This window comes from Enterobacter sp. Taxon_8, from assembly GCF_058354585.1.
Map to the genome: position 1 here is coordinate 2,569,506 of NZ_CM177989.1, position 24,476 is coordinate 2,593,981.

Here is a 24,476-nt window from a genome sequence, read left to right on the forward strand (position 1 = left end):
ACTATTTTACCGGCACCAGGCGCGCCGCCACAATCTGGTGCCCGGCCTGTACATCCGTATTGTCGATACGCTGCATGATTCTGTCCGCCAGGGTGTAACCCATCTCCCGCGCGGGGGTAGTGGCCCAGACGATCGGCAGATCGTCCAGCGCGTTTTCACCGACGTCGGCGAACGCCCCCAGCGCCACCTGGTGGCCGAAGAAGGTTTCCACCCCGCCCTCGCCGCTCTGACGCCCGGCGCGGATCAGGCCAAACCAGGCCCCCATAGCGATCACATCGTTATAGCAAATCACGGCGCTGATCGTCGGGCTGCTTCGCAGCAGCGCGCCTATCGCTTCCGCCGCCATCTTCTGGCTGGACTCACACTCCACGACCCACTCGCTGTGGAACGGCAGGCCGTATTTAATCAGCGTCGCACAGTAGCCGCCGACCCGCTCGGCGCGGGTCAGGGACGAGCTTTTCCCGCCCAGCCAGGCAATGCGCTGATGACCGCGACGAATAAGATGCTCGGTCAGCATTTGCGCGGCCTGCATGTTATCCGGACGCAGCGTATCGGCTTCGTCGAGGTAGCTGGCGCGCGAGGCAAACACCAGCGGCACGCCTTTTTCGGCGGCACGCTCGCACAGCTCGCTGCCCACGCCCGACGCCCCTGCGACGATCACCCCGTCCACCCCCTGGTTCAGCAGCATATCGAGCCGGGAAAGCAGCTGATCGGCTTCGCGGCCGCCGTGAAGCAGAAAGACCATCCGCCCCTGCGCTTCAAGCGCTTCGGTTAACCCGGCCGTCAACTCCGCATAGAAAGGTGACGTCAGGTCACGAACGATCAGACCAATCACCCCGCTTTGCCCCCCGCGCAGCGCCGACGCCTGGCGGTTACGCACAAAGCCCAACTGTTCAACCGCCTCGTTCACCCGCTGACCGGTCGCGGGAGAGATGCGCCCTTTTCCGCTCAGTACCAGAGAAACGGTGCTGACGGAAACCCCCGCCGCCAGCGCGACATCGTTGATGGTGACTTTTTTCGCTACGGCCATGTGTTGGCGTGACTCCCTGAAAATGAGATCGGTAAAACGTTTTATCAATACGTTATCTTTATACTACCAGTCAAAGCCTGAGAATGTGATTTAGCGCGCACTAAACTTTGATAAAACGTTTTATCTTCTCGCAGCATTGAGGCAGACAAACTGATTTTAACAATAAAGGAGTCGTTTTATGACGGCGAAAGCAGCACAAAAAATATCGCTGTGGGAATTTTTCCAGCAACTGGGTAAAACCTTCATGCTGCCCGTGGCACTTCTCTCGTTCTGCGGGATCATGCTGGGGATCGGCAGTTCACTCAGCAGTAAAGACGTCATTACGCTGATCCCGTTCCTCGGCACCCCCGTGCTGCAGGCGATCTTTATCTGGATGAGTAAAGTCGGCTCTTTTGCGTTTAGCTTCCTGCCCGTCATGTTCTGTATCGCTATCCCGCTGGGCCTGGCCCGCGAGAACAAAGGCGTCGCGGCGTTTGCCGGTTTTGTGGGTTACGCGGTGATGAACCTGGCGGTTAACTTCTGGCTGACCGCGAAAGGCATTCTGCCGACAACCGACGCTGCCGTGCTGAAAGCTAACAACATTCAAAGCGTGATCGGTATCCAGTCTATTGATACCGGGATCCTCGGTGCAGTGATCGCGGGCGTGATTATCTGGATGCTGCACGAGCGCTTCCACAATATTCGTCTGCCGGATGCCCTGGCCTTCTTCGGCGGTACCCGCTTTGTGCCGATTGTGACCCTGGTGGTCATGGGTCTGTTTGGTTTGATCATTCCGCTGATCTGGCCGGTCTTTGCGATGGGCATTAACGGTATTGGCCGCATCATCAACGGCGCGGGAGATTTTGGTCCGATGATCTTCGGCACCGGCGAGCGTCTGCTCCTGCCGTTTGGCCTGCAGCATATCCTGGTGGCTCTAATTCGCTTCACCGAAGCGGGCGGCACCATGGAGGTGTGCGGTCACGATGTGAGCGGCGCGCTGACTATCTTCCAGGCGCAGCTGAGCTGCCCGGCCACCCACGGCTTCTCCGAGAGCGCAACCCGCTTCCTGTCTCAGGGTAAAATGCCGGCCTTCCTCGGCGGCCTGCCGGGTGCCGCGCTGGCGATGTACCACTGCGCGCGCCCGGAAAACCGTCATAAAATTAAAGGTCTGCTGATTTCCGGCGTGATCGCCTGCGTCGTGGGCGGTACCACCGAGCCTATCGAGTTCCTGTTCCTGTTCGTCGCGCCAGTGCTGTATCTGATTCACGCTGTGCTGACCGGTCTGGGCTTTACCGTGATGGCGGTGCTGGGCGTTACCATCGGCAACACCGACGGCAACGTGATCGACTTCGTGGTGTTCGGGATCCTGCACGGCCTCTCCACCAAGTGGTATCTGGTGCCGGTCGTGGCGGCGATCTGGTTCGTGGTGTACTACGGCATCTTCCGCTTCGCCATCACCCGCTTTAACCTGAAAACGCCTGGCCGCGATACCGATACGGCCACCAGCTTTGAGCAGGCGGTAGCCGGTACCGTGGGCAAATCCGGCTATAACACCCCAGCAATTCTGGCAGCGCTGGGCGGTGCAGATAACATTACCTCGCTGGATAACTGCATTACCCGCCTGCGTTTGTCGGTGGCGGATATGTCAAAAGTCGATACCAACGCCCTGAAAGCCAACCGGGCCATCGGCGTGGTACAGTTAAATCAGCACAATTTGCAGGTGGTTATCGGCCCGCAGGTACAGTCAGTGAAAGATGAGCTGGCTACCCTGATGCGAACAGTAGAAGCCTGATGCCTCAGCCCCCTCTCCATGAGGGGGTTTTACGTTAAGGATTAAAGCATGTTTGATTTCTCAACCGTCGTGGATCGACACGGCACCTGGTGTACGCAGTGGGACTACGTCGCCGACCGTTTTGGCGCGGACGATCTGCTGCCCTTCACCATCTCGGATATGGATTTCGCCACCGCCCCCTGCATAATCGACGCGCTGCATCAGCGCATTCATCACGGCGTGTTTGGCTATAGCCGCTGGAAAAACGACGAGTTTCTCGCAGCCGTCGCGCACTGGTTCCAGCAGCGCTTTAACAACCAGATTGATACGGAAACCGTGGTTTATGGCCCCTCCGTCATCTACATGGTCTCTGAACTGATACGCCTCTGGTCAAACCCCGGCGACGGCGTGGTGGTACACACCCCGGCATACGATGCGTTTTATAAGGCCATAGAGGGTAACGCGCGTCGTGTTGTGGCGGTTGAGATGGAAAAGCAGGCGGCAGGCTGGCAGGGCAATATGGCGGCCCTCGAAGCGGCGCTGGCGAAACCGGAAAACAAAATTTTGCTGCTGTGCAGCCCGCAGAATCCGACCGGTAAGGTCTGGACGCGGGATGAGCTGACGCACATGGCGGAACTGTGCGCACGCTATGACGTGGCGGTGATCAGCGATGAAATTCATATGGATATGGTGTGGGGAGAGCATCGTCACACGCCGTGGATCGCGGTGGCGCGCTGGAAATGGGCGCTTCTCACTTCCGGCTCGAAAAGCTTTAATATTCCAGCTCTTACGGGCGCTTACGGCTTGATTGGCGATGAAGAGAGCCGTAACGGTTATCTCAGCGCGCTAAAAGGACGGGACGGACTCTCTTCCCCTTCCGTGCTGGCGCTTACGGCCCACATCGCGGCCTATCAGCAGGGGGAGCCGTGGCTGGATGCCCTGCGGGGTTATCTCGAAGGGAATTTGTCGTATATCGCGCAGGAAGTAAACCACGCTTTTCCGAAACTAAACTGGCAGCCGCCGGAAGCGACCTATCTGGCCTGGATCGATCTGCGCCCGCTGAACATTGACGATCGGGCGCTGCAAAAAGTGCTGATCGAGCAGCAAAAGGTCGCCATCATGCCGGGATATACCTATGGAATAGAGGGAATTGGCTTCGTACGCCTGAATGCGGGCTGCCCGCGAAGCAAGCTTGAGCAAGGGGTTCAACGCCTGATTGCCGGGATTAATACGCTCCTGTAATCAATTTGCGCAACGGAATATTCCCTTGCGCAAATAGCTTTTTACCCCGTTTTGTTTTTATAATATGGCGCACTTTAACCAGAAAAGAGTGCGACCATGATTGATACACGCCTGCCTTTAACTGATATTCATCGTCACCTTGACGGTAACATTCGTGCCCAAACCATCCTCGATCTTGGCCGCCAGTTCAATTTAACGCTTCCTGCTCAGACCCTTGAGTCCCTGATCCCTCACGTACAGGTGACCTCTAATGAACCGGACCTGGTCAGCTTCCTGAGCAAACTCGACTGGGGTGTGAAGATGCTGGCGTCGCTGGAGGCCTGCCGCCGCGTGGCGTTTGAGAACATCGAAGATGCCGCCCGCAACGGCCTGCACTACGTCGAGCTGCGCTTCTCGCCGGGCTATATGGCAATGACCCACAGCCTGCCCGTTGCAGGCGTCGTGGAAGCCGTCATTGAAGGCGTGCGCGAAGGATGTAAAACCTTCGACGTTCAGGCTCGCCTGATCGGCATCATGAGCCGTACGTTCGGTGAAGCCGCCTGCCTGCAGGAGCTGGAGGCGCTGCTGGCCCATCGCGATGCCATCACCGCCGTCGATCTCGCCGGTGACGAGCTGGGCTTCCCGGGCAGCATGTTCCTCTCCCACTTCAACCGCGCGCGCGATGCCGGCTGGCACATTACCGTACATGCGGGTGAAGCGGCTGGCCCGGAAAGCATCTGGCAGGCCATCCGCGAGCTGGGCGCCGAGCGTATCGGTCACGGCGTGAAGGCGGTCGAAGATCGCGCGCTGATGGATTTCCTGGCGGAGCAGCGTATCGGGATTGAGTCGTGCCTGACGTCTAACATTCAGACCAGCACCGTGGCAACGCTGGCGCAGCACCCGCTGAAAACGTTCCTTGAGCACGGCGTACTGGCCTCTCTGAACACTGACGATCCGGCGGTACAGGGCGTGGATATCATCCATGAGTACAACATCGCCGCACCTCAGGCGGGTCTGAGCCGCGAGCAGATCCGTCAGGCGCAGATCAACGGGCTGGAGAGTGCCTTCCTGACGCCTGCAGAGAAGCAGGCGCTGAAAGATAAAGTGGCTCGCGGTTAACTCCGCTGCCGGGTGGCGCTAACGCTTACCCGGCCTACTAAAATATTTAAAATTATGCCAGACAGAGCGTCGCGCGATGTTTGGCAGATTCAATACCCAGCTCAATCAGCTCCATAATCTGTATCGCCTGGCTGGCCGGAACCGGATTTTCGCCCGTACCGTTCAGCGCATCGCGGATGCCCGCATAATAGGCCGGATAGTTACCCGGTATCGTCAGAAAGGTCTCCTCGACCAGCTCCTCGCCTTCCACCCGCGTCACTACGCCGTCGCGCATATCATAGCCCCAGTCTTCCTGCGGTAAACGTTCACCGCTTTTCAGCCGGTCTTCCTGCGGGTCGAGACCAAACTTCACGTAGCTCCCGCGCGTGCCGTGCATAATATAGCGGGCCGATTCCGCGGCCGCGACCATCGTACCGTGGAGCACAATCCGCCGCTGCGGGTAACTCAGCACCGCGTGGAAGTAATCGGTCGTCTGTGCTCCGGGCCTGAGCTGGGCCAGATCGACCGTCATGCTCACCGGCAGACCAAAAAGATTGACGGCCTGATCCAGCAGATGCGGGGCTAAATCGTACCAGATGCCGCTGCCCGGACCGGCCTGCTCGCGCCAGCGGTTTCGTACCTGCGGACGGAAGCGGTCAAAGTGCGATTCAAAAAAGAGGATCTCCCCTAATGTGCCCTCACTGAGAAGCCTTTTTACCGTTAAAAAGTCGCTGTCCCAGCGGCGGTTATGGAACACCGACAGCAACCTGCCCAGACTCTTTGCCAGCGCATCCAACTCGCGCGCCTGAGACAACGTAACGGTAAAGGGCTTATCGACAACCACGTGCTTGCCGGCTTCCAGCGCGGCCTTTGCCAGTGGAAAGTGGGTGTCGTTCGGCGTGGGGATAACGATTAAATCAATATTCGGATCGTTGAAAAGGTGTTTTGGCTCAGAGACAACCGGCACGGAAGGCCAGTCTGTATGGACTTTAGCGGCATCGCTGCTGGTTACCGCTGCCAGCGCCATTCCCGGCGTCCCGGCTATCAGAGGCGCATGAAACGTTTTGCTTGCATACCCGTAGCCGATAAGCCCAACGCGGATATTATCACTCATAGTGCCATCCTCTTTTATGACGTTCTTATTTCACACTGGCTAGCCTGGCATTGCCACAGATTAATAATGTGCCATATGACTTAAAATAGCAGGTCGTACGGGTTGTTTTTGTTACATAGTATTAACCTACTGATTTTGTTTAAGGGAACCGTTCCCAAAGCGCTTGCGGCCGGGGAAACGTCGCTGTAACATTTGCACCCTGTATTTAAGGATAAAGTACAACTACGAATCATGACGTCAATTATTAATCGAATCATTGAATTAGCGGGATGGATTGTCCTTGGGGTTTCGGTCATTTTGCTGGGTGTAGCCAGCCATATCGATAACTACCAGCCGCCGGAGCCTGTCACAGTCGCCCAACCCAAGTAACCGGTTACCGCAATAAAGAGTGACATAATATGTCAGTTACTTATTGCCAGCCCTGGTGAACACGGTTAACCTTCTCTTCCAGGCATCGTCTGATGCCTGAATTTCAGCAAAGAAAACTCCTAATTTCGTCGCGTTACCTGAGTGGGCTGTTTACGTCTTTATTAATCCGTTTATTATTCGAACGAATTACCTTAACTGGTATTACTCACTTTTATATGGAAACTTATTAATATGACAGTTCAGGACTATTTATTAAAATTTCGCAAGATCAATTCGCTTGAGAGCCTGGAAAAACTGTTTGACCATCTGAACTACACCCTGTCTGATAATCAGGACATCATTAATATGTATCGTGCCGCTGACCATCGCCGTGCGGAGCTGGTTTCCGGCGGTCGTTTGTTCAACGTGGGTGAAGTGCCTAAGTCCGTATGGCGCTACGTTTTATAAGAAAGTAGCCATCCGCGCGAAATGTTATATACTCTCCGCCCTGCCAACTGGCTGTAAAACATTTCGCGCAGATTATGGGAGAGTTCATGACCGCAACGCCTGGAGAACGCATTGGAGGCTGGTTAATCGCCCCACTGGCATGGCTGCTGGTTGCCTTATTAAGCGCATCACTTGCGCTGCTGCTTTATACCACCGCACTGATTACCCCTCACGCCATCCAGACCCTGATGTCGCAAAACGTGCTGAATATTGCTTTGTGGTTTGTGTCATTCGTTTTCGCGATCGGGATGTGGTACTACACGCTGTGGCTGACCATCGCCTTCTTTAAGCGCCGTAAGAATGTGCCTAAGCACTACATTATCTGGCTGCTGGTTTCGGTCCTGCTGGCGGTTAAGGCGTTTGCTTTTTCGCCCGTTTCAGACGCGCTGGCCGTTCGTCAGCTGCTTTTCCCGTTGCTGGCCGCGGCGCTGCTGGTACCCTACTTCAAGCGTTCGACGCGGGTGAAAAACACCTTCGTGAACCCGTAATAACCCTACAGATAACCTGTTGTCGCCTGCGTGTGTTTGTCCGATAATAGGCGGCTTTTTTATTTCAGGCTAAATAATGACCGATTACTTACTGCTCTTTGTCGGCACCGTGCTGGTTAACAACTTCGTTCTGGTGAAGTTCCTTGGCCTGTGTCCGTTTATGGGCGTTTCCAAAAAGCTGGAAACGGCAATGGGCATGGGGCTAGCGACGACCTTCGTCATGACGCTGGCGTCCATCTGCGCGTGGTGGATTGATACCTGGATCCTCATTCCGCTGGGGTTAACCTATCTCCGGACGCTGGCCTTTATTCTGGTTATCGCAGTGGTAGTGCAATTTACCGAAATGGTGGTGCGCAAAACCAGCCCGGCGCTCTATCGCCTGCTGGGTATCTTCCTGCCGCTGATCACTACCAACTGCGCCGTTCTCGGCGTGGCGCTGCTGAATATCAACCTTGGCCATAACTTTATGCAGTCGGCGCTGTACGGTTTTTCCGCTGCAGTCGGTTTCTCATTTGTTATGGTTCTGTTCGCGTCGATTCGCGAGCGTCTGGCGGCAGCGGATATCCCCGCCCCCTTCCGCGGTAACGCGATTGCGCTGGTGACCGCAGGTTTAATGTCTCTGGCCTTTATGGGCTTTAGTGGTCTGGTGAAGTTGTAATGAGTGCTATCTGGATTGCCATCGCCTCTATTAGCGTTCTGGGGTTGGTGTTTGGCCTTATCCTGGGTTACGCCTCCCGCCGCTTCGCGGTAGAGGACGATCCTGTTGTTGAGAAAATTGATGAACTCCTGCCGCAAAGCCAGTGCGGGCAGTGCGGCTACCCTGGCTGCCGTCCCTACGCGGAAGCGGTAGGCATTCAGGGTGAAAAAATTAACCGCTGTGCGCCCGGCGGCGAAGCGGTGATGTTGAAAATTGCGGCCCTGCTTAACGTTGATCCGCAGCCCGTTGACGGCGATGCGGAGATGCTGGAGCCGGTCCGCGCGCTGGCCGTGATCGACGAAGCGAACTGCATCGGCTGCACCAAATGTATTCAGGCCTGCCCGGTCGACGCCATTGTTGGCGCAACTCGCGCCATGCATACCGTGGTGGCGGACCTGTGCACCGGCTGTAACCTCTGCGTAGCACCCTGCCCGACGCAATGTATCGAGCTGCGCCCGGTTGAAACGACTACCGAAAGCTGGAAGTGGGATCTTCAAACCATTCCGGTTCGCAATATTCCTGTGGAACAACATGCTTAAGTTATTTTCTGCTTTCAGAAAAGAGAAGATTTGGGATTTTGACGGGGGTATTCATCCACCGGAGATGAAAACCCAGTCTAGCGGCACGCCGCTGCGTCAAATTCCGCTGGCGACCCGTTTCGTTATGCCGCTCAAGCAGCACATCGGCGCTGAGGGTGAGCTGTGCGTCAAAGAAGGCGATACGGTCCTTCGCGGTCAGCCGCTGACCTTTGGCCGCGGACGTATGCTGCCGGTGCACGCTCCCACCTCCGGTAAGGTGGTCGCCATCGCACCCCATACGGTGGCCCATCCGTCAGCGCTTTCAGAGCTGAGCGTGATTATTGAAGCCGACGGTGAAGACCGCTGGATCGACCGTGATGGCTGGAGCGATTACCGCAGCCAGAGCCGCGAAGTACTCATCGAACGTATTCATCAGTTCGGCGTTGCCGGCCTCGGCGGCGCAGGCTTCCCGACAGGCGTCAAGCTGCGCGGCGGTGGCGATAATATTCAGACGCTGATTATCAACGCCGCCGAATGCGAACCGTACATTACCGCTGACGATCGTCTGATGCAGGACTGCGCCGCCCAGGTGGTGGAAGGCATCCGCATCCTGGCGCACATTCTGCAGCCGCGGGAAGTGCTGATCGGTATCGAAGACAATAAACCTCAGGCTATCTCGATGCTTCGCGCCGTGCTGGCCGGTAGCCACGATATCAGCCTGCGCGTCATCCCGACCAAGTACCCCTCTGGCGGTGCTAAACAGCTGACGCAAATCCTTACCGGTAAGCAGGTGCCGCACGGCGGACGCTCTTCGGATATCGGCGTGCTGATGCAGAACGTCGGCACCGCGTACGCCGTGAAGCGCGCGGTGATCGACGGCGAGCCGCTGACCGAGCGCGTGGTAACGCTGACCGGGGAATCGGTCTCTCGTCCGGGCAACGTCTGGGCACGACTGGGTACGCCGGTGCGTCACCTGCTGGAGCAGGCTGAGTTTTGCCCGGGCAGCGACCAGATGGTGATCATGGGAGGCCCGCTGATGGGCTTTACCCTGCCGTGGCTCGATGTGCCTGTAGTGAAAATTACCAACTGTCTGCTCGCCCCTTCCCCGACCGAGATGGGCGAAGAGCAGGAAGAGAAAGGCTGCATCCGCTGCAGCGCCTGCGCCGATGCCTGCCCGGCGGATCTGCTGCCGCAACAGCTGTACTGGTACAGCAAAGGGCAGCTGCACGACAAGGCAAAAGCCCATAACCTGGCCGACTGCATCGAATGCGGCGCCTGCGCCTGGGTCTGCCCAAGCAACATCCCGCTGGTGCAGTATTTCCGCCAGGAGAAGGCTGAGATTTATGCTATCTCCATGGAAGAAAAACGCGCCGCGGAAGCTAAGGCACGTTTCGAAGCGCGCCAGGCGCGACTGGAGCGCGAAAAAATCGCCCGTCAGGAGCGCCATAAGCAGGCCGCGGTTCAGCCCGGCGAGAAAGATCAGGATGCCATTAACGCCGCACTGGCGCGCGTTCGTGAGAAAAAAGCGACAGCTGCGCAGCCTGTGGTGATCCCGGCCGGCGAGAAGCCTGACAACAGTGAAGCCATCGCGGCGCGTGAAGCTCGCAAAGCCCAGGCTCGCGCTCGTCAGGCTGAAAAAGCGCAAACGGTCCAGACGGATGCCGAGGTTGACCCGCGTAAAGCGGCCGTTGAAGCGGCAATAGCCCGCGCCAAAGCGCGCAAAGCCGGCGAGCAGAACGTGGTGGTTGAGCAGGAAGCGGTCGACCCTCGCAAAGCGGCCGTCGAAGCGGCGATTGCCCGGGCCAAAGCGCGCAAGGCGGCGCAGCAGACGCCAGCTGCAGAAACAGAAGCACCGGTCGACCCGCGTAAAGCCGCCGTCGAAGCGGCGATTGCCCGGGCTAAAGCCCGTAAGGCGGCGCAGCAGGAAGAGCAGCCGCAGGCCGCCAACGATGACCCGCGCAAAGCCGCCGTGGCCGCCGCCATCGCGCGCGTTCAGGCGAAGAAAGCCGCACAGCAAGCAGTTAACGAGGATTAAATGGTTTTCAGAATCGCAAGCTCCCCTTACACCCACAATCAGCGCCAGACGTCGCGCATTATGATGCTGGTCTGCCTGGCCGCGCTGCCGGGCATTGCCGTTCAGTGCTGGTTTTTCGGCTGGGGAACCCTGTTCCAGATAATCCTGGGCTGTGCCAGCGCCTTAGCGGCGGAAGCGCTTGTCCTTAAGCTGCGCAAGGCGGCTGTCTCCCGTATTCTTGCCGACAACTCCGCGCTGCTGACCGGCCTGCTTCTCGCCATCAGTATTCCGCCGTTTGCCCCGTGGTGGATGGTAGTGCTCGGCACCGTGTTTGCGGTGATCATTGCCAAACAGCTGTACGGCGGGCTCGGTCATAACCCGTTTAACCCGGCGATGATTGGCTACGTGGTGCTGCTGATCTCCTTCCCGGTGCAGATGACCAGCTGGCTGCCACCGCACGAGATTGCGGCCACGGTTCCGGGCTTTATGGATGCCCTGCACGTCATCTTTACCGGCCATACGGCACTCGGTGCGGATATGAACGCCCTGCGCATGGGCGTGGACGGTATCAGCCAGGCGACGCCTCTCGATACCTTTAAAACATCCCTGCATGCCGGGCACAGCGTTGAGCAGATCATGAAGTCCGCGATCTACAGCGGCATGCTGGCGGGCGCGGGCTGGCAGTGGGTCAACCTGGCGTATCTGCTGGGCGGCCTGTTCCTGCTGCAGCAGAAAGCCATCCGCTGGCATATTCCGGTCAGCTTCCTCGTGACGCTGGCGGTGTGCGCCACGCTGGGATGGGTCTTTTCTCCTGAATCACTGGCCAGCCCGCAGATGCATTTGCTCTCCGGTGCCACCATGTTAGGAGCCTTCTTTATCCTGACGGATCCGGTGACGGCGTCAACGACTAACCGCGGCCGCCTGATCTTCGGCGCGCTGGCGGGCCTGCTGGTCTGGCTCATCCGCAGCTTTGGCGGGTACCCGGACGGCGTGGCCTTTGCCGTCCTGCTTGCCAACATTACCGTTCCGCTCATCGACTACTACACGCGCCCTCGTGTGTATGGCCATCGCTAGGGGTTTCGCCATGTTAAAAACGATGCAAAAACACGGCGTCACGCTGGCTGTCTTCGCCGCGGTGCTGACGGGGCTGACGGCACTGGTTAATGCGCTGACCAAAACGACCATCGAAGAACAGGCCTCGAAGCAGCAAAAGGCGCTGTTCGATCAGGTGATCCCGTCCGATTTCTACGATAACGATCTGCAAAAAAGCTGCTTTGTGGTAGACGCGCCGCAGCTAGGGAAAGGCCCGCACCGCCTCTTTATCGCCCGCAAAGGGGATAAACCGGTTGGCGCGGTGATGGAAGCGACGGCGCCTGACGGCTATTCCGGCGCCATTCAGCTGCTCGTGGGCAGCGATTTCTCCGGCACCATACTGGGCACCCGCGTGACGGAACACCATGAAACGCCGGGTCTTGGCGATAAAATTGAAACCCGTCTTAGCGACTGGATTTTGCACTTTGCCGGTAAAGCGATCCATGGCGAAGGTGACACCGCGTTTGCGGTGAAAAAAGATGGCGGCGAGTTCGACCAGTTCACCGGTGCGACCATCACCCCACGCGCGGTGGTAAATGCCGTAAAACGAGCCGGGCTGTTCGCTGAAACGCTGCCCGCGCAGATCAACAATCTTCCGGTCTGTGAGGAGTAATCATGAGCCAGGTTAAAGAGGTTATTGTCCAGGGGTTGTGGAAGAACAACTCCGCGCTGGTGCAGCTTCTGGGGATGTGCCCCCTGCTGGCGGTAACGTCCACCGCCACCAACGCGCTCGGTCTGGGTCTGGCAACCACCCTGGTATTGACCCTGACCAACCTCTCCATCTCTGCCCTGCGACGCTGGACGCCGTCGGAAATTCGTATTCCGATTTACGTCATGATCATTGCGTCGGTGGTCAGTATTGTTCAGATGCTGATTAACGCCTACGCGTTCGGCCTGTACCAGTCGCTCGGGATCTTTATTCCTCTTATCGTCACCAACTGTATCGTCGTTGGGCGTGCGGAAGCGTTCGCGGTGAAAAATAGCCCCGCCATGTCGGCGCTGGACGGTTTTTCCATAGGCATGGGCGCCACCTGCGCCATGTTCGTGCTGGGCTCTCTGCGCGAAATCCTCGGCAACGGTACGCTGTTCGACGGCGCAGATGCCCTGCTGGGCGGCTGGGCCAAGGCCCTGCGCGTTGAAGTGTTCCACACCGATACGCCGTTCCTGCTGGCGATGCTGCCGCCCGGCGCGTTTATTGGCCTTGGCATGATGCTGGCGATAAAATACCTGATTGATGAGAAACGTAAGCGCCGCGCGGCTGAGCGCAGCGTTCTGGAAGGGACACCCGAGAAGGCTTCATGAATAAAGAAAAGCGCATTGCGATCCTGACCCGTCTGCGGGACGAGAACCCGCACCCGACGACGGAGCTGAATTTTACCTCCCCGTTTGAGCTGCTGATCGCCGTGTTGCTCTCCGCACAGGCTACCGACGTGAGCGTCAATAAAGCCACCGCCCTGCTCTATCCGGTCGCCAATACGCCGAAGGCCATGCTGGAGCTGGGCGTGGAAGGCGTGAAGTCGTATATCAAAACCATCGGCCTGTTTAACAGCAAAGCCGAGAACGTCATTAAGACCTGCCGGATCCTGCTCGAACAGCATGGAGGGGAAGTGCCGGAAGATCGCGCCGCGCTGGAAGCCTTACCGGGCGTGGGGCGTAAGACTGCCAACGTGGTGCTCAACACCGCGTTTGGCTGGCCCACTATTGCCGTAGATACGCATATTTTTCGCGTGTCTAACCGGACCAACTTCGCGCCGGGGAAAAATGTCGAGCAGGTCGAAGAGAAGCTGCTTAAAGTGGTTCCGGCTGAGTTTAAGGTTGATTGCCATCACTGGCTGATTCTGCACGGTCGTTACACGTGTATTGCCCGTAAGCCTCGCTGCGGCTCCTGTATTATTGAAGATCTCTGCGAATACAAAGAAAAAGTGTATCCCTGAATGTCACAATCCCTTACCAAAACAAGGGCTACCAGAAGCCCTTCTTTTCCCCGCTATTTGTCCGCCTTTCGTTTACCCTCACCTGTCACTTCTTCGGTTGTTTAACGCTCAAACAGGTTAATAGTTTTTTCATAGCCAAAAATTTCTATACATCTGTGATCGCGATCACCCTGATAACTTCATGTTGTATTTTTGTTGTCAAAATCAGCCTAAACCCTTTATCTGACAAGACACTCTTCTTTTTTTGCCGACGATAAGACCATCTATTTTTCAGAATATGGGCTATATCACTGCCAGAAGCAGCAAATAGCAGAACATATCGCCAAACACCGGTCCTGACGGGGCTCTGCCAGTCGAAAAAACTACCTTTATACATCGTATAAAATTTAACGCTGAATAACATTTGCATGAACCGACGATTATACCACTTCAGATATATGTAACAGATTATTACAAACGTATTGCCAGATGGGGCAGGATAGTGAACATTACCCGCCGTTTCTCCTCCCAATATAACTATAAGGCGTATGGACTACGGCCATCACGCTATGAACACCCCCGTTAATATGGGATGTAAAAAAAGAGGTATATGTGTCTACTGCAAACAATAAACCAACAGATGAAAGCGTGAGTCTTAACGCTTTTAAACAGCCTAAAGCGTTCTATCTCATCTTCTCTATCGAGTTATGGGAGCGTTTTGGTTATTACGGCCTGCAAGGGATCATGGCGGTTTACCTGGTCAAACAGCTGGGTATGTCTGAAGCTGATTCCATCACGCTGTTCTCCTCCTTCAGTGCCCTTGTCTATGGTCTGGTTGCTATCGGCGGCTGGCTGGGTGATAAAGTTCTGGGTACTAAGCGCGTCATTATGCTGGGCGCTATTGTACTGGCAATTGGCTATGGTCTGGTGGCATGGTCAGGGCACGATGCCGCTGTCGTGTATATGGGCATGGCAACGATCGCCGTGGGTAACGGTCTGTTCAAAGCGAACCCGTCTTCCCTGCTCTCTACCTGCTACAGCAAAGATGACCCGCGTCTGGACGGTGCATTTACCATGTACTACATGTCCATCAACATCGGTTCATTCTTCTCGATGCTGGCAACCCCATGGCTCGCCGCGAAATTCGGCTGGAGCGTGGCGTTTGCGCTGAGCTTCGTGGGTATGCTGATCACCGTTGTGAACTTCCTGTTCTGCCGCAGCTGGGTTAAAGACTACGGTTCAAAACCTGACTTCGAGCCTGTACACATGGGCAAACTGCTGGCGACTATCGTGGGCGTTGTTGTCCTCGCGGCAATAGCCACCTGGCTACTGCACAACCAGGGTATCGCTCGTGCCGTTCTGGGCGTGGTTGCGCTGGGTATCGTGGTTATCTTTGCAAAAGAAGCGTTCGCCATGCAGGGTGCTGCCCGCCGCAAGATGATTGTGGCGTTCATTCTGATGCTGGAAGCGATTATCTTCTTCGTGCTGTACAGCCAGATGCCAACCTCTCTGAACTTCTTCGCCATTCGTAACGTTGAGCACTCTATTCTGGGCATCGCGTTCGAGCCGGAGCAATATCAGGCGCTGAACCCGTTCTGGATCATGATTGGTAGCCCGATTCTGGCCGCTATCTATAACAAGATGGGTGACCGTCTGCCAATGCCGCACAAGTTCGCAATCGGTATGGTACTGTGCTCAGGCGCGTTCCTGGTGCTGCCGCTGGGTACCAAGTTTGCCACTGACGCAGGCATCGTCTCCGTTAACTGGCTGATCCTGAGCTACGCGCTGCAGTCTATCGGCGAACTGATGATCTCCGGTCTGGGTCTGGCGATGGTTGCACAGCTGGTGCCGCAGCGTCTGATGGGCTTCATTATGGGTAGCTGGTTCCTGACCACTGCCGGTGCGGCAATCATTGCGGGTAAAATTGCGAACCTGATGGCTGTGCCTGAAAACGTCACTGACCCACTGGTCTCCCTGAACGTCTACGGTACCGTGTTCATGCAGATTGGTATCGCGACAGCGGTGATCGCTGCGCTGATGCTGCTGACCGCGCCGAAACTGAATCGTATGACTCAGGACGACGACAAGACGGCTGAAGCGACCAAAACTGCTACTGCGTAAGATTATTGAGAAACGACTGAACAGAAGCCGCTAACGCATTAGCGGCTTTTTTTTTGGCCGTTCGCGCACTAACATAGCTGAAACCTCAGCAAAAAGGAGTTACCGATGAAACTGTTCTACAAACCGGGCGCGTGCTCTCTTGCTTCCCATATCACCCTGCGCGAGAGCGGCAAAGATTTCACGCTGGATGGCGTTGATCTGATGAAAAAGCGCCTGGAAAATGGCGATGACTTTCTTGCCATTAACCCGAAAGGACAAGTTCCGGCGCTCCTGCTGGATGACGGTACTCTGCTGACCGAAGGCGTGGCGATTATGCAGTTTCTGGCCGATAGCGTGCCCGATCGCCAGCTGCTGGCACCGGTCAGTACCATTTCTCGCTATAAGACGCTGGAATGGCTGAACTACATTGCCACCGAGCTGCACAAAGGGTTTACCCCCCTGTTCCGCCCGGATACGCCGGAAGAGTTTAAGCCGACCCTGCGTGCGCTTCTTGAGAAAAAGCTGCAGTACGTTAACGAATCACTGAAAGACGGACAGTGGATTGGCGGGTCGCGCTTCACGATTGCCGATGCGTATCTGTTCACCGTGCTGCGCTGGGCTCGTGCGGTTAAGCTGAATCTGGAAGGGTTAGACCACATTGCATCGTATATGAAGCGTGTGGCAGAGCGTCCTGCGGTGGCTGCGGCGCTGAAAGCGGAAGGGTTGAACTAACCGAGCGGCCTCTGTTGCCGGGTGGCGCTGCGCTTACCCGGCCTACAAAATTCACAGCCCCTCACGCGCAGCGCCACCCGGTATCGTTTAAAGCTGGGTTGCGCTGAAATAGTGCTCCGGCTTCGCGATTCGATCCTGTGCTGCGACCACCTGCAGTTCATATTCCTGCATTTCTTTCGTCGCCATCATAATTTCGTATACTGCCGCAGTCACATGCTCCAGCGCATCGCGCAGCGTTGCCCCCTGAAGTAATTTCACCAGCAGCAGGCCGCTGGTCACATCCCCCACGCCCACCGGCTGGCGTTTACCAAAATCCACCAGCGGACGGCTGATGTGCCAGGCATCGTCTTTCGTCACCAGCAGCATCTCAAAGCGATCCTGACTTAGCCCTGCGCGTGCGAGATGTTTTACCAGCACAACCTCAGGCCCCTGCGCGATCAGCTCGCGAGATGCAGTTACTGCCTCTTCTACGCTGTTAACCGGATGCTCGCAGAGGATCTCCAGTTCCACCAGGTTTGGCGCAATGATATCGCTGGCGGGCAGAGCGTGGCGGACGTGGAACTCCGCAACGCCTGGCGCCACGATGCAGCCTTTTTCCGGATGACCCATAACCGGGTCGCAGAAGTATTTTGCCGACGGATTTGCGGCTTTCACCTGGCGTACGATGCCGAGGATATGCTCCCCCTGCTCCGCTGAACCAAGATAACCGCTCAGTACGGCATCACAGCGCTTGAGCTGGTCGATATCGGCAATGCCCTGCACAACCTCGGTAAGGTGCGAAGGCGGCATCACGCAGCCGGTCCATTTGCCGTACTGCGTGTGATTGGAAAACTGGACGGTATTGAGGGGCCAGACGTTGGCGCCGAGGCGACGCATCGGGAATTCCGCTGCGCTATTGCCAGCATGTCCAAAAACGACGTGGGACTGAATGGCGAGGATGTTCTTCATTATTTTCTTACCAAACCCTGAAAAAACAAAAGGGGCGTGGTTTCCCACGCCCCTGGAGACTGTTAATTATTTCCAGCAGACAAGGCAGTAGTTTTTCTTACCGCGACGCAGCAGGGTGTAACGGCCATACAGACGATCGCCGTCAACGAAGGTGTATTCCGGGTCGGCCTGTTTCTCACCGTTGATGGTGATCGCGTTAGACGCGATGGTTTTACGCGCCTGACCGCGGGAAGGCTGCAGTTCAGAGTCCACCAGCGCCTGCATCAGGTCAGCCCCTTTCTCCATCTCAACCATTGGCACGCCGTCCTGCGCCAGCTGTTCAAAGTCCGCTTCGCTCAGATCGCTCAGGGTGCCGTTAAACAGGCTAGCGGTAATGCGTTTTGCCGCGGCCAGACCTTCTTCACCGTGAACCAGTTTGGTCACTTCATCCGCCAGCACGTACTGCGCGCGTGGCGCTTTACCGCTGTTCTTATCTTCTTCTTCCAGCGCGTTGATCTCTGCGATATCCATGAAGGTGAAGAACTTCAGGAAGCGATAAACATCGGCATCCGCCGTGTTGATCCAGAACTGGTAGAATTTGTACGGACTGGTTTTCTTCGGATCGAGCCATACCGCGCCGCCCTCAGTCTTACCAAATTTGGTGCCGTCTGCTTTGGTAATCAGCGGAACGGTCAGACCAAACACCTGGTTCTGGTGCAGACGACGGGTCAGATCGATACCGGAGGTGATGTTGCCCCACTGGTCAGAACCGCCAATCTGCAGGGAAACGCCGTGCAGTTTGTTCAGGCAGGCAAAGTCATACCCCTGCAGCAGGTTGTAGGAGAACTCGGTAAAGGAGATACCCTGGTCGTCACGGTTCAGACGCTGCTTCACAGCCTCTTTGTTAATCATCTGGTTAACAGAGAAGTGTTTGCCGATGTCACGCAGGAAGGTCAGCACGTTCATGCTGCCAAACCAGTCGTAGTTGTTGGCGGCAATCGCGGCGTTATCACCACAGTTGAAGTCGAGGAACGGCGCAACCTGTTTGCGGATCTTATCCACCCACTCCTGCACGGTATCTTCGGTGTTCAGTTTACGCTCAGCGGCTTTAAAGCTTGGGTCACCAATCAGACCGGTCGCGCCGCCCACCAGGGCAACAGGCTTATGGCCCGCCATCTGGAAGCGTTTCAGGCATAACAATGGAACAAGATGCCCCAAATGCAAGCTGTCAGCGGTGGGATCGAAGCCGCAATAGAGCGCGATCGGGCCTTGCGCCAGTCGCTCTGCTAACGCTTCCTCGTCCGTCACCTGGGCCACGAGGCCCCGCTCTTGCAATTGTTTAATCAAGTTACTGCTTGCCATCAAATTCTCCATGTATAAACGACTGCACCTTTGCCGGTACACGACTTTTCGCCTGATGCGAAAGGACCCATAGAATAAAGCGCAAGCGCGGCGTGCGCTAGCGCTTAAATCAACAAATTTCGGGGATTACGGTGCCAGTCTGTCGATTTTCCAGCCGCCATTCTCGCGCTGGTATAAAAAGCGGTCGTGCAGGCGATGTTCGCCCCCCTGCCAGAACTCAATCTGATCTATCGGGATGCGGAAACCACCCCAGAAGCTCGGCAGCGGGATTTCACCCTGCTGGAACTTCTGCTTCAGCTCCAGGAATTTACTTTCCAGCACGCCGCGGGCGGAAATGCGGCTCGACTGTTTTGATACCCAGGCGCCAATCTGGCTGTCACGCGGGCGGCTGTGGAAATACTTCACCACTTCCAGCGTCGAAAGACGTTCCGCTTTGCCGGTCACCATGACCTGACGTTCCAGCATGTGCCACGGGAACAGCAGGCTGATACGCGGATTGTTTTCCAGATGGTGCGCTTTGCGGCTGCCAAGGTTGGTGTAGAACACCAGTCCTTTCTCGTCATAATGCTTGAGCAATACGATGCGCTGATAGGGTTGACCGTTTTCATCCACCGTCGCGACAACCATGGCCGTGGGGTCGGCGAGCTTCGCTTCGCAGGCCTGTTTCAGCCAGCGTTCAAAAAGCACGAGGGGTTCAGCGGGAAGATCCTGGCGACGCAGGCCGCCTTTGGTGTATTCACGGCGCAGATGCGCAATTTGCTGCAGTTCGTCGTTATCTGACATGGCGTTAGCTGACATTGAGAGTGGGTGGCGCTATTGTGCGCCGCCCCTGTAAAAATCTCAACGCTTCGGATTTTCAAGCTGGCAATTGTTCAGCACAATGCGGTCGCGTTTGTAGACCGTGGCGCTGTCGCCTTTCGACCAGAAGACATAGATACCGTCAGTGTAGCGGGCGCCTGAGGCTGAAATGCCCTGCTTCAGCGTAAGCAATTTATTGTCGTAAACAAAACTGGCTTCCTGGCGTGGATTGTTCAGCTTCACGGTCAGCGGTTTTTCGTCGCAGCGATACTCCAGCGTATCGGTCTGCATGCGCTCAAGGAGCTGGTTGTAGACGCTGCATCCTGACAGCAACAAAGGAGCGGCAATAAGAAGAAGTTTTTTCATGGGCGTATTCCGAAGACTTTCCTGGTCCTGGAGGGCATGTCCGCCCTCCTGTTTCGTTTCATTCTAACGGCGACGCACCGCGCTGAATTTCAGTTAACTCTGATTATGACGCGGATTCGCCGGGAAAATCGCCCCAAGAACGCTCGCCTCGCGAGCACCGGTTACCGACGGCAAATTACCCGGCAGCCCGGCAATGGTGCGCCAGGCAAGCCAGGCGAAAGCCAGCGCCTCCATGTCATCCCCGCTGATGCCAGCCTCATCGGTCGTAGACACTTCGGTACCCGGCAGTAGCCCCGCAAGACGCGCCATCACCAGCGGGTTACGGCTTCCCCCGCCGCACACCAGCAGGCGTTCGCATCCGCCGCTGAGGAGCACCTGTTCGGAAATCGACACGGCCGTGAGCTCGGCAAGCGTCGCCTGGACATCCTGCGGTGCAAGCGCCGGGAATGACGCCAGCTGGCGCTCAAGCCAGCCAAAGTTGAAGTATTCACGCCCCGTACTTTTCGGTGCCGGTAAGGCAAAATAAGGGTCGCTCAGCATGGACTGCAGCAGCGGGATAATCACCTTACCCTCGCTCGCCCACTCCGCGTTTTTATCATAAGGTTGACCGCACTGACGCCAGATCCAGGCATCCATCAGCATATTGCCCGGGCCGGTATCGTAGCCGCGAACCGGCTGCCCCGGGATCAGCATCGACAGATTGGCGATCCCACCAATGTTGAGCACCATACGACGTTCTGAAGGGTGCGCCAGTAGCGCCTGATGGAACGCAGGCACCAGCGGCGCGCCCTGTCCGCCAAGGGCGATATCGCGACGACGGAAATCGCCAACCACCGTCACGCCCGTCTTCGCCACAATCTGGTTGTTATCACCGATTTGCAGCGTATGCGGGGCAACTCCTCCGGGTTCATGCCAGACCGTTTGTCCATGACACCCGATGGCCACCACATCCTGCGGGCGAAGATGTTCTTTCTGCATTAAAGCCAACACCGCATCCGCAAACAGCGCCCCCAGGCGAACATCAAGCTGTCCAAGCTGGGAGAGGGTCAGCTGCTGCCCCTGACAAATGCTCAAAATATCCTCTTTCAGTGAAATGGGGATTGGCCAGGTCAGGCTCGCCTGCTGTGCCACCATGTTTTCGTCAATGGCGGCCAGAACGACATCTACCCCATCCAGACTGGTGCCTGACATCACACCAATGTAGCGACCCGATTTCATGCGCTTTCCTTACGTTGCGTGGGCTAAGGATACCCACTCAACCATAAACGGCGCAGCTTTGCCATCCGGCGATAATATTTTTTAACAATGTCAGACGCGTAACGCTGGCGGTTCCTGTTTATCTCTCGTTAAGTCAAATTCAAGTACAATTTTCTTATTGTTAGTGCAAAGATATGAACTATGGCTCCTTATGCCATATAATTTAGCCATAACGGATGCCCCAACCGGGCGTTTTTGGTGAACAGGAGATTCAAATGATTTTACGTGTACTGGGCGTTTCGCTGATTGGTTTAACTCTGGCTGGCTGTGTGAATGACAGTTCACTCTCTGGCGACGTTTACAGCGCTTCTGAAGCGAAACAGGTTCAGAACGTAACTTACGGTACCGTTGTTAACGCACGCCCTGTACAGATCCAGGGTGGTGATGAAAACAACGTGATGGGCGCAATCGGCGGTGCCGTCCTGGGTGGTTTCCTGGGTAATACCGTCGGCGGTGGCACTGGCCGCTCGCTGGCGACGGCCGCAGGCGCCGTTGCAGGTGGTGTAGCTGGCCAGGGCGTTCAGGGCGCAATGAACAAAACTCAGGGCGTAGAGCTGGAAATTCGTAAAGACGATGGCAGCACTATCATGGTTGTCCAGAAACAAGGCAACACTCGCTTCTCTGCAGGCCAGCGCGTCGTTCTGGCAAGCAACGGAAGCCAGGTGACCGTTTCTCCACGTTAATTAAAAATGGATGTGGTCATCGGACCACATCCATTTACAATATATATCACTCCCACAAATATATTTACAAAATAAATTCACCCCGCCAATTTTTAACCACATCATATATTGTTTTTGCGCAAAGTATTTAGCAGGCTAATTGATTAAACTCTCGCAATTACCTCACCTTAATTCATTATAAAGCCATTAAAAACGTATATGTTTTCTAATCATCGTTCCGTAAAGGGTCGTTATACCTCGTTCTGTCTGGGTTGTATTGTTGTCATTGGCATATTACACGCCCTGTTTTCGAAAATTGCCGAATGGGTACCTAGCTTCTCGTCTCATTTGTTCCCTACGCTCACCATTTTTTTGCTGGTGTTTAACCTGTTTATTGCCTTCTTTATGGCAATGAAATACTGGTGTGACCGAAAACGGTTGTATCTGGTAGCGATCGCTTTTGCCTTTGCCGGGGCGGCATCGCTGATGGTCGGAACGTTGTCCTGCTTTCCCGCCTGGCTGGACCTCTATCAGTTCAACGCTGTAAACTACAACGATGCGATGATCTTCTATATGTTCCGCCATCTTTTAATGGCGGTGCTAATAATCGTTTCGGCAATACTCTATACCACGCGCAATTGTCCTCTTTCACGACTGGCGCATATCCTTATTGTGGGCGGCGAGTTTCTCTTTACCGTCTTTGCAGTAGGGTTGGCCTGGATGTATTCCAGTCACTCTTCATTTTTATCCATTGATCTGGTGGATAATGAAACCCGTGAGTTTATGGTTCTCTGGAGCCACTTCATTAATATTGCATTAATTGCACTCTGGGTGGTGACATTAGGAACGCTGATGTTTATTACGCGCATACGCAACTTATTCTGGGTGGGCGGTAATTTTCTGTGCGTCTGCTATATCGTCACGCTCACAATGCTGTTAGCGGGTGGAAATGTCGAAGATATCTCCTGGTATCGCGCCCGCTTATTTGAGACTGTCGCCACGCTGCTGCTCATTTTTGTTCTGCTCTACGATGTTTTCAGGCTGTATCGCGACTCGCACGCCAAGTATCAGCAGTCGTACCAGAACTCAATTCGCGACCCGCTGACGCGCCTTTATAACCGCAGCTATTTTTATGAAACATTAAAGCAGGCGCTGGATATTGCCAAACCCAGCCGCCCTGTTTCCGTCATCGTCAGCGATCTCGATCGCTTCAAGCGTATCAACGACACCTACGGGCATCTTCAGGGCGACAAAGTCCTGCAGTTTGTCGCTAACCTGCTGATGGATTCCGTACGCCCGCAGGACATCGCGGCCCGTATCGGTGGTGAGGAGTTTGTTCTGATGCTGGCCAACACCTCATCAGAAGCAGCGCACCAGGTGGCGGAGCGCATACGGTTAAATCTGAGCAGCTTCGATAACACCAGCAGCGGCGGTCAACTACCGGAGCCAGTCACCATCAGCATGGGGGTGTATACGGCGACGTCACCCGCGATAGCCGCAGAAACGTGCGTGGAAAACGCCGACAAAGCGATGTATGAAGCGAAGGAGACGGGACGTAATCGTGTGGTCGTCTTTAAATAAAAAAAGGCCTTGCTGCTGCAAGGCCTTCGTGTTTATTAGTCGCGAGAATGCAGCTCATGGATGTTTTGCTCAAGGCGAGCAATAAGGCTGATGAGCATTTCCAGCTCCGCGGGTGAAACGCCTGACAGGATTTCACCGCGCGTCCTGGTGATCACGGCTTCCATTTCCGTGATGATTGGCGCCGCTTTCTCGGTGAGTTTAATCCGCTTGGCGCGACGATCGCTGGCGCAGGTTTGCCGCGAGATCAACCCCTTCTCTTCCAGCTGGTCAAGCGTGCGCACCAGCGACGGTTGCTCAATCCCTATCGCTTTTGCCAGCTGAATTTGCGACTGATCGGGCGGCAGCTGATGGATGTTGTGCAGCGTGACCCAATGCGTCTGTGTGAGTTCCAGAGGTTTCAGGCGATGGTCAATCAGAGCACGCCAGACGCGTACCAACCTTGCCAGATCAGAACCTAATGGCGATTCCAATTTCATCTCCTTATAATTAGCTTGCTAAGTTATTATACTGATTTTAGAATAGTGTGCAGCATTTGTATTGCCAAAACAAATGCAATACTGCATTCATCGAACTTAAAAGTATGACTAACACTGAATTGTGATGCTTCATCATACTAAGACAAGCCAACGCGGCATTCTGTTCACTGCAAAGGATTTCTGCCCGTGACGTTTTTTCATCGCTCAGAGGGGTTGCCCCTTCAGGACCTGATCTTCGGTGCGTCAGTCTATTTTCCTCCGCTGTTTAAGGCCGTTCTGGTGGGTTTTCTGCTCTGGCTCATCGCGCATCGTCTGCTTCGCGACTGGATGTACTCCGGTGAAATCTGGCATCCCATGCTGATGGATCTTTCCCTGTTTGCCCTTTCCGTATGCCTGGGCCTTGCCGTTTTGACTGTGTGGTGAAT

At 55.6% G+C, this 24,476-nt stretch carries 26 protein-coding genes; 18 read left to right on the forward strand and 8 right to left on the reverse strand.

Annotated features, from left to right (window positions below):
* Nucleotide 1 precedes the first annotated feature (1 nt).
* A complete protein-coding gene (locus AC4IBF_RS12085) occupies nt 2-1,030 on the reverse strand; it encodes a Mal regulon transcriptional regulator MalI (protein WP_032663672.1) in 1,029 nt (342 codons plus the stop codon).
* 178 nt (nt 1,031-1,208) lie between these two features.
* On the opposite strand from AC4IBF_RS12085, the gene malX reads away from it, so the two are divergent.
* From malX to add, 3 genes are all read left to right on the forward strand, one after another.
* Nucleotides 1,209-2,801 carry a maltose/glucose-specific PTS transporter subunit IIBC gene (gene malX / locus AC4IBF_RS12090; RefSeq protein WP_252092807.1) on the forward strand — a complete coding sequence of 531 codons (1,593 nt, stop codon included), beginning with the start codon at nt 1,209-1,211 and terminating at the stop codon, nt 2,799-2,801.
* A 48-nt stretch (nt 2,802-2,849) separates the two neighbouring features.
* A complete protein-coding gene (locus AC4IBF_RS12095; RefSeq protein ID WP_252092806.1) occupies nt 2,850-4,022 on the forward strand; it encodes a MalY/PatB family protein in 1,173 nt (390 codons plus the stop codon).
* A gap of 96 nt (nt 4,023-4,118) precedes the next feature.
* On the forward strand, nt 4,119-5,120 hold the full coding sequence (gene add, locus AC4IBF_RS12100; protein WP_479974888.1) for an adenosine deaminase: 1,002 nt from the start codon (nt 4,119-4,121) through the stop codon (nt 5,118-5,120).
* A gap of 52 nt (nt 5,121-5,172) precedes the next feature.
* Here add and AC4IBF_RS12105 read toward each other — a convergent pair whose 3' ends face one another.
* On the reverse strand, nt 5,173-6,213 hold the full coding sequence (locus tag AC4IBF_RS12105; RefSeq protein WP_133294253.1) for an oxidoreductase: 1,041 nt from the start codon (nt 6,211-6,213) through the stop codon (nt 5,173-5,175).
* A gap of 243 nt (nt 6,214-6,456) precedes the next feature.
* Here AC4IBF_RS12105 and blr point away from each other — a divergent pair, with 243 nt between their 5' ends.
* The 12 genes from blr to gstA all read left to right on the forward strand — a co-directional run bounded on the left by blr (nt 6,457) and on the right by gstA (nt 16,622).
* Nucleotides 6,457-6,582 carry a division septum protein Blr gene (gene blr, locus AC4IBF_RS12110; protein ID WP_168112406.1) on the forward strand — a complete coding sequence of 42 codons (126 nt, stop codon included), beginning with the start codon at nt 6,457-6,459 and terminating at the stop codon, nt 6,580-6,582.
* A gap of 231 nt (nt 6,583-6,813) precedes the next feature.
* Nucleotides 6,814-7,029 (forward strand): transcription modulator YdgT, encoded by a 216-nt coding sequence (ydgT, locus tag AC4IBF_RS12115; RefSeq protein ID WP_013096896.1) that lies wholly within the window; start codon nt 6,814-6,816, stop codon nt 7,027-7,029.
* Nucleotides 7,030-7,115: 86 nt separating this feature from the next.
* Nucleotides 7,116-7,556 carry a DUF2569 domain-containing protein gene (locus tag AC4IBF_RS12120; RefSeq protein ID WP_115874872.1) on the forward strand — a complete coding sequence of 147 codons (441 nt, stop codon included), beginning with the start codon at nt 7,116-7,118 and terminating at the stop codon, nt 7,554-7,556.
* Between the two features lie 76 nt (nt 7,557-7,632).
* Nucleotides 7,633-8,214 (forward strand): electron transport complex subunit RsxA, encoded by a 582-nt coding sequence (rsxA, locus tag AC4IBF_RS12125; RefSeq protein ID WP_063438368.1) that lies wholly within the window; start codon nt 7,633-7,635, stop codon nt 8,212-8,214.
* A complete protein-coding gene (rsxB, locus tag AC4IBF_RS12130) occupies nt 8,214-8,792 on the forward strand; it encodes an electron transport complex subunit RsxB (RefSeq protein WP_252092805.1) in 579 nt (192 codons plus the stop codon). Before rsxA ends, rsxB begins: the two co-directional genes overlap by 1 nt.
* On the forward strand, nt 8,785-10,806 hold the full coding sequence (gene rsxC, locus AC4IBF_RS12135) for an electron transport complex subunit RsxC (protein ID WP_136194742.1): 2,022 nt from the start codon (nt 8,785-8,787) through the stop codon (nt 10,804-10,806). The genes rsxB and rsxC overlap by 8 nt, the downstream gene beginning before the upstream one ends.
* Nucleotides 10,807-11,859, forward strand: coding sequence for an electron transport complex subunit RsxD (gene rsxD / locus AC4IBF_RS12140; RefSeq protein WP_032651036.1), 1,053 nt, complete (start codon nt 10,807-10,809; stop codon nt 11,857-11,859).
* A 10-nt stretch (nt 11,860-11,869) separates the two neighbouring features.
* Complete coding sequence (rsxG, locus tag AC4IBF_RS12145) at nt 11,870-12,490, forward strand: electron transport complex subunit RsxG (protein WP_248173663.1); 621 nt, start codon at nt 11,870-11,872, stop codon at nt 12,488-12,490.
* A gap of 2 nt (nt 12,491-12,492) precedes the next feature.
* A complete protein-coding gene (locus tag AC4IBF_RS12150) occupies nt 12,493-13,179 on the forward strand; it encodes an electron transport complex subunit E (protein WP_023617347.1) in 687 nt (228 codons plus the stop codon).
* The gene (nth, locus tag AC4IBF_RS12155) at nt 13,176-13,811 is read left to right on the forward strand and encodes an endonuclease III (protein ID WP_008500570.1); all 636 of its coding nucleotides are present in this window, start codon (nt 13,176-13,178) and stop codon (nt 13,809-13,811) included. Before AC4IBF_RS12150 ends, nth begins: the two co-directional genes overlap by 4 nt.
* A 591-nt stretch (nt 13,812-14,402) precedes the next feature.
* Entirely contained in the window at nt 14,403-15,911 is a 1,509-nt protein-coding gene (dtpA, locus tag AC4IBF_RS12160; RefSeq protein WP_063409046.1) for a dipeptide/tripeptide permease DtpA, read from the forward strand.
* 105 nt (nt 15,912-16,016) lie between these two features.
* Nucleotides 16,017-16,622 carry a glutathione transferase GstA gene (gene gstA / locus AC4IBF_RS12165; protein WP_133294249.1) on the forward strand — a complete coding sequence of 202 codons (606 nt, stop codon included), beginning with the start codon at nt 16,017-16,019 and terminating at the stop codon, nt 16,620-16,622.
* Between the two features lie 87 nt (nt 16,623-16,709).
* Here the strand turns inward: gstA and pdxY are convergent, their stop codons facing one another.
* The 5 genes from pdxY to anmK all read right to left on the reverse strand — a co-directional run bounded on the left by pdxY (nt 16,710) and on the right by anmK (nt 21,293).
* Nucleotides 16,710-17,570 (reverse strand): pyridoxal kinase PdxY, encoded by an 861-nt coding sequence (gene pdxY, locus AC4IBF_RS12170; RefSeq protein WP_115874868.1) that lies wholly within the window; start codon nt 17,568-17,570, stop codon nt 16,710-16,712.
* Nucleotides 17,571-17,636: 66 nt separating this feature from the next.
* Nucleotides 17,637-18,911: a tyrosine--tRNA ligase gene (tyrS, locus tag AC4IBF_RS12175; RefSeq protein ID WP_080327312.1), complete on the reverse strand. Its 1,275-nt coding sequence runs from the start codon at nt 18,909-18,911 to the stop codon at nt 17,637-17,639.
* A 126-nt stretch (nt 18,912-19,037) separates the two neighbouring features.
* Nucleotides 19,038-19,694, reverse strand: a complete 657-nt coding sequence (pdxH, locus tag AC4IBF_RS12180; RefSeq protein ID WP_111965664.1) for a pyridoxamine 5'-phosphate oxidase — start codon at nt 19,692-19,694, stop codon at nt 19,038-19,040.
* A 57-nt stretch (nt 19,695-19,751) separates the two neighbouring features.
* Nucleotides 19,752-20,075 carry a C-type lysozyme inhibitor gene (gene mliC, locus AC4IBF_RS12185; protein ID WP_025758348.1) on the reverse strand — a complete coding sequence of 108 codons (324 nt, stop codon included), beginning with the start codon at nt 20,073-20,075 and terminating at the stop codon, nt 19,752-19,754.
* A 93-nt stretch (nt 20,076-20,168) separates the two neighbouring features.
* Complete coding sequence (gene anmK, locus AC4IBF_RS12190) at nt 20,169-21,293, reverse strand: anhydro-N-acetylmuramic acid kinase (protein WP_491462845.1); 1,125 nt, start codon at nt 21,291-21,293, stop codon at nt 20,169-20,171.
* 254 nt (nt 21,294-21,547) lie between these two features.
* Here anmK and slyB point away from each other — a divergent pair, with 254 nt between their 5' ends.
* Both slyB and AC4IBF_RS12200 read left to right on the forward strand, forming a co-directional pair.
* Nucleotides 21,548-22,015, forward strand: a complete 468-nt coding sequence (gene slyB / locus AC4IBF_RS12195; RefSeq protein WP_047348789.1) for an outer membrane lipoprotein SlyB — start codon at nt 21,548-21,550, stop codon at nt 22,013-22,015.
* 198 nt (nt 22,016-22,213) lie between these two features.
* Nucleotides 22,214-23,575 (forward strand): sensor domain-containing diguanylate cyclase, encoded by a 1,362-nt coding sequence (locus AC4IBF_RS12200; RefSeq protein WP_271367736.1) that lies wholly within the window; start codon nt 22,214-22,216, stop codon nt 23,573-23,575.
* A 35-nt stretch (nt 23,576-23,610) separates the two neighbouring features.
* Here the strand turns inward: AC4IBF_RS12200 and slyA are convergent, their stop codons facing one another.
* On the reverse strand, nt 23,611-24,051 hold the full coding sequence (gene slyA / locus AC4IBF_RS12205) for a transcriptional regulator SlyA (protein WP_111965661.1): 441 nt from the start codon (nt 24,049-24,051) through the stop codon (nt 23,611-23,613).
* 186 nt (nt 24,052-24,237) lie between these two features.
* Between slyA and AC4IBF_RS12210 the strand changes: the two genes are divergently transcribed.
* Nucleotides 24,238-24,474 (forward strand): DUF1656 domain-containing protein, encoded by a 237-nt coding sequence (locus AC4IBF_RS12210; protein WP_111965660.1) that lies wholly within the window; start codon nt 24,238-24,240, stop codon nt 24,472-24,474.
* The last annotated feature ends 2 nt before the right edge of the window (nt 24,475-24,476 follow it).

What these genes read in the sequence shown, in the direction of transcription:
- AC4IBF_RS12085 (WP_032663672.1), bottom strand. Translation starts at nt 1,030, where the DNA reads ATGGCCGTAGCGAAAAAAGTCACCATCAACGATGTCGCGCTGGCGGCG.
- malX (WP_252092807.1), top strand. Translation starts at nt 1,209, where the DNA reads ATGACGGCGAAAGCAGCACAAAAAATATCGCTGTGGGAATTTTTCCAG.
- AC4IBF_RS12095 (WP_252092806.1), top strand. Translation starts at nt 2,850, where the DNA reads ATGTTTGATTTCTCAACCGTCGTGGATCGACACGGCACCTGGTGTACG.
- add (WP_479974888.1), top strand. Translation starts at nt 4,119, where the DNA reads ATGATTGATACACGCCTGCCTTTAACTGATATTCATCGTCACCTTGAC.
- AC4IBF_RS12105 (WP_133294253.1), bottom strand. Translation starts at nt 6,213, where the DNA reads ATGAGTGATAATATCCGCGTTGGGCTTATCGGCTACGGGTATGCAAGC.
- ydgT (WP_013096896.1), top strand. Translation starts at nt 6,814, where the DNA reads ATGACAGTTCAGGACTATTTATTAAAATTTCGCAAGATCAATTCGCTT.
- AC4IBF_RS12120 (WP_115874872.1), top strand. Translation starts at nt 7,116, where the DNA reads ATGACCGCAACGCCTGGAGAACGCATTGGAGGCTGGTTAATCGCCCCA.
- rsxA (WP_063438368.1), top strand. Translation starts at nt 7,633, where the DNA reads ATGACCGATTACTTACTGCTCTTTGTCGGCACCGTGCTGGTTAACAAC.
- rsxB (WP_252092805.1), top strand. Translation starts at nt 8,214, where the DNA reads ATGAGTGCTATCTGGATTGCCATCGCCTCTATTAGCGTTCTGGGGTTG.
- rsxC (WP_136194742.1), top strand. Translation starts at nt 8,785, where the DNA reads ATGCTTAAGTTATTTTCTGCTTTCAGAAAAGAGAAGATTTGGGATTTT.
- rsxD (WP_032651036.1), top strand. Translation starts at nt 10,807, where the DNA reads ATGGTTTTCAGAATCGCAAGCTCCCCTTACACCCACAATCAGCGCCAG.
- rsxG (WP_248173663.1), top strand. Translation starts at nt 11,870, where the DNA reads ATGTTAAAAACGATGCAAAAACACGGCGTCACGCTGGCTGTCTTCGCC.
- AC4IBF_RS12150 (WP_023617347.1), top strand. Translation starts at nt 12,493, where the DNA reads ATGAGCCAGGTTAAAGAGGTTATTGTCCAGGGGTTGTGGAAGAACAAC.
- nth (WP_008500570.1), top strand. Translation starts at nt 13,176, where the DNA reads ATGAATAAAGAAAAGCGCATTGCGATCCTGACCCGTCTGCGGGACGAG.
- gstA (WP_133294249.1), top strand. Translation starts at nt 16,017, where the DNA reads ATGAAACTGTTCTACAAACCGGGCGCGTGCTCTCTTGCTTCCCATATC.
- pdxY (WP_115874868.1), bottom strand. Translation starts at nt 17,570, where the DNA reads ATGAAGAACATCCTCGCCATTCAGTCCCACGTCGTTTTTGGACATGCT.
- tyrS (WP_080327312.1), bottom strand. Translation starts at nt 18,911, where the DNA reads ATGGCAAGCAGTAACTTGATTAAACAATTGCAAGAGCGGGGCCTCGTG.
- pdxH (WP_111965664.1), bottom strand. Translation starts at nt 19,694, where the DNA reads ATGTCAGATAACGACGAACTGCAGCAAATTGCGCATCTGCGCCGTGAA.
- mliC (WP_025758348.1), bottom strand. Translation starts at nt 20,075, where the DNA reads ATGAAAAAACTTCTTCTTATTGCCGCTCCTTTGTTGCTGTCAGGATGC.
- anmK (WP_491462845.1), bottom strand. Translation starts at nt 21,293, where the DNA reads ATGAAATCGGGTCGCTACATTGGTGTGATGTCAGGCACCAGTCTGGAT.
- slyB (WP_047348789.1), top strand. Translation starts at nt 21,548, where the DNA reads ATGATTTTACGTGTACTGGGCGTTTCGCTGATTGGTTTAACTCTGGCT.
- AC4IBF_RS12200 (WP_271367736.1), top strand. Translation starts at nt 22,214, where the DNA reads ATGTTTTCTAATCATCGTTCCGTAAAGGGTCGTTATACCTCGTTCTGT.
- slyA (WP_111965661.1), bottom strand. Translation starts at nt 24,051, where the DNA reads ATGAAATTGGAATCGCCATTAGGTTCTGATCTGGCAAGGTTGGTACGC.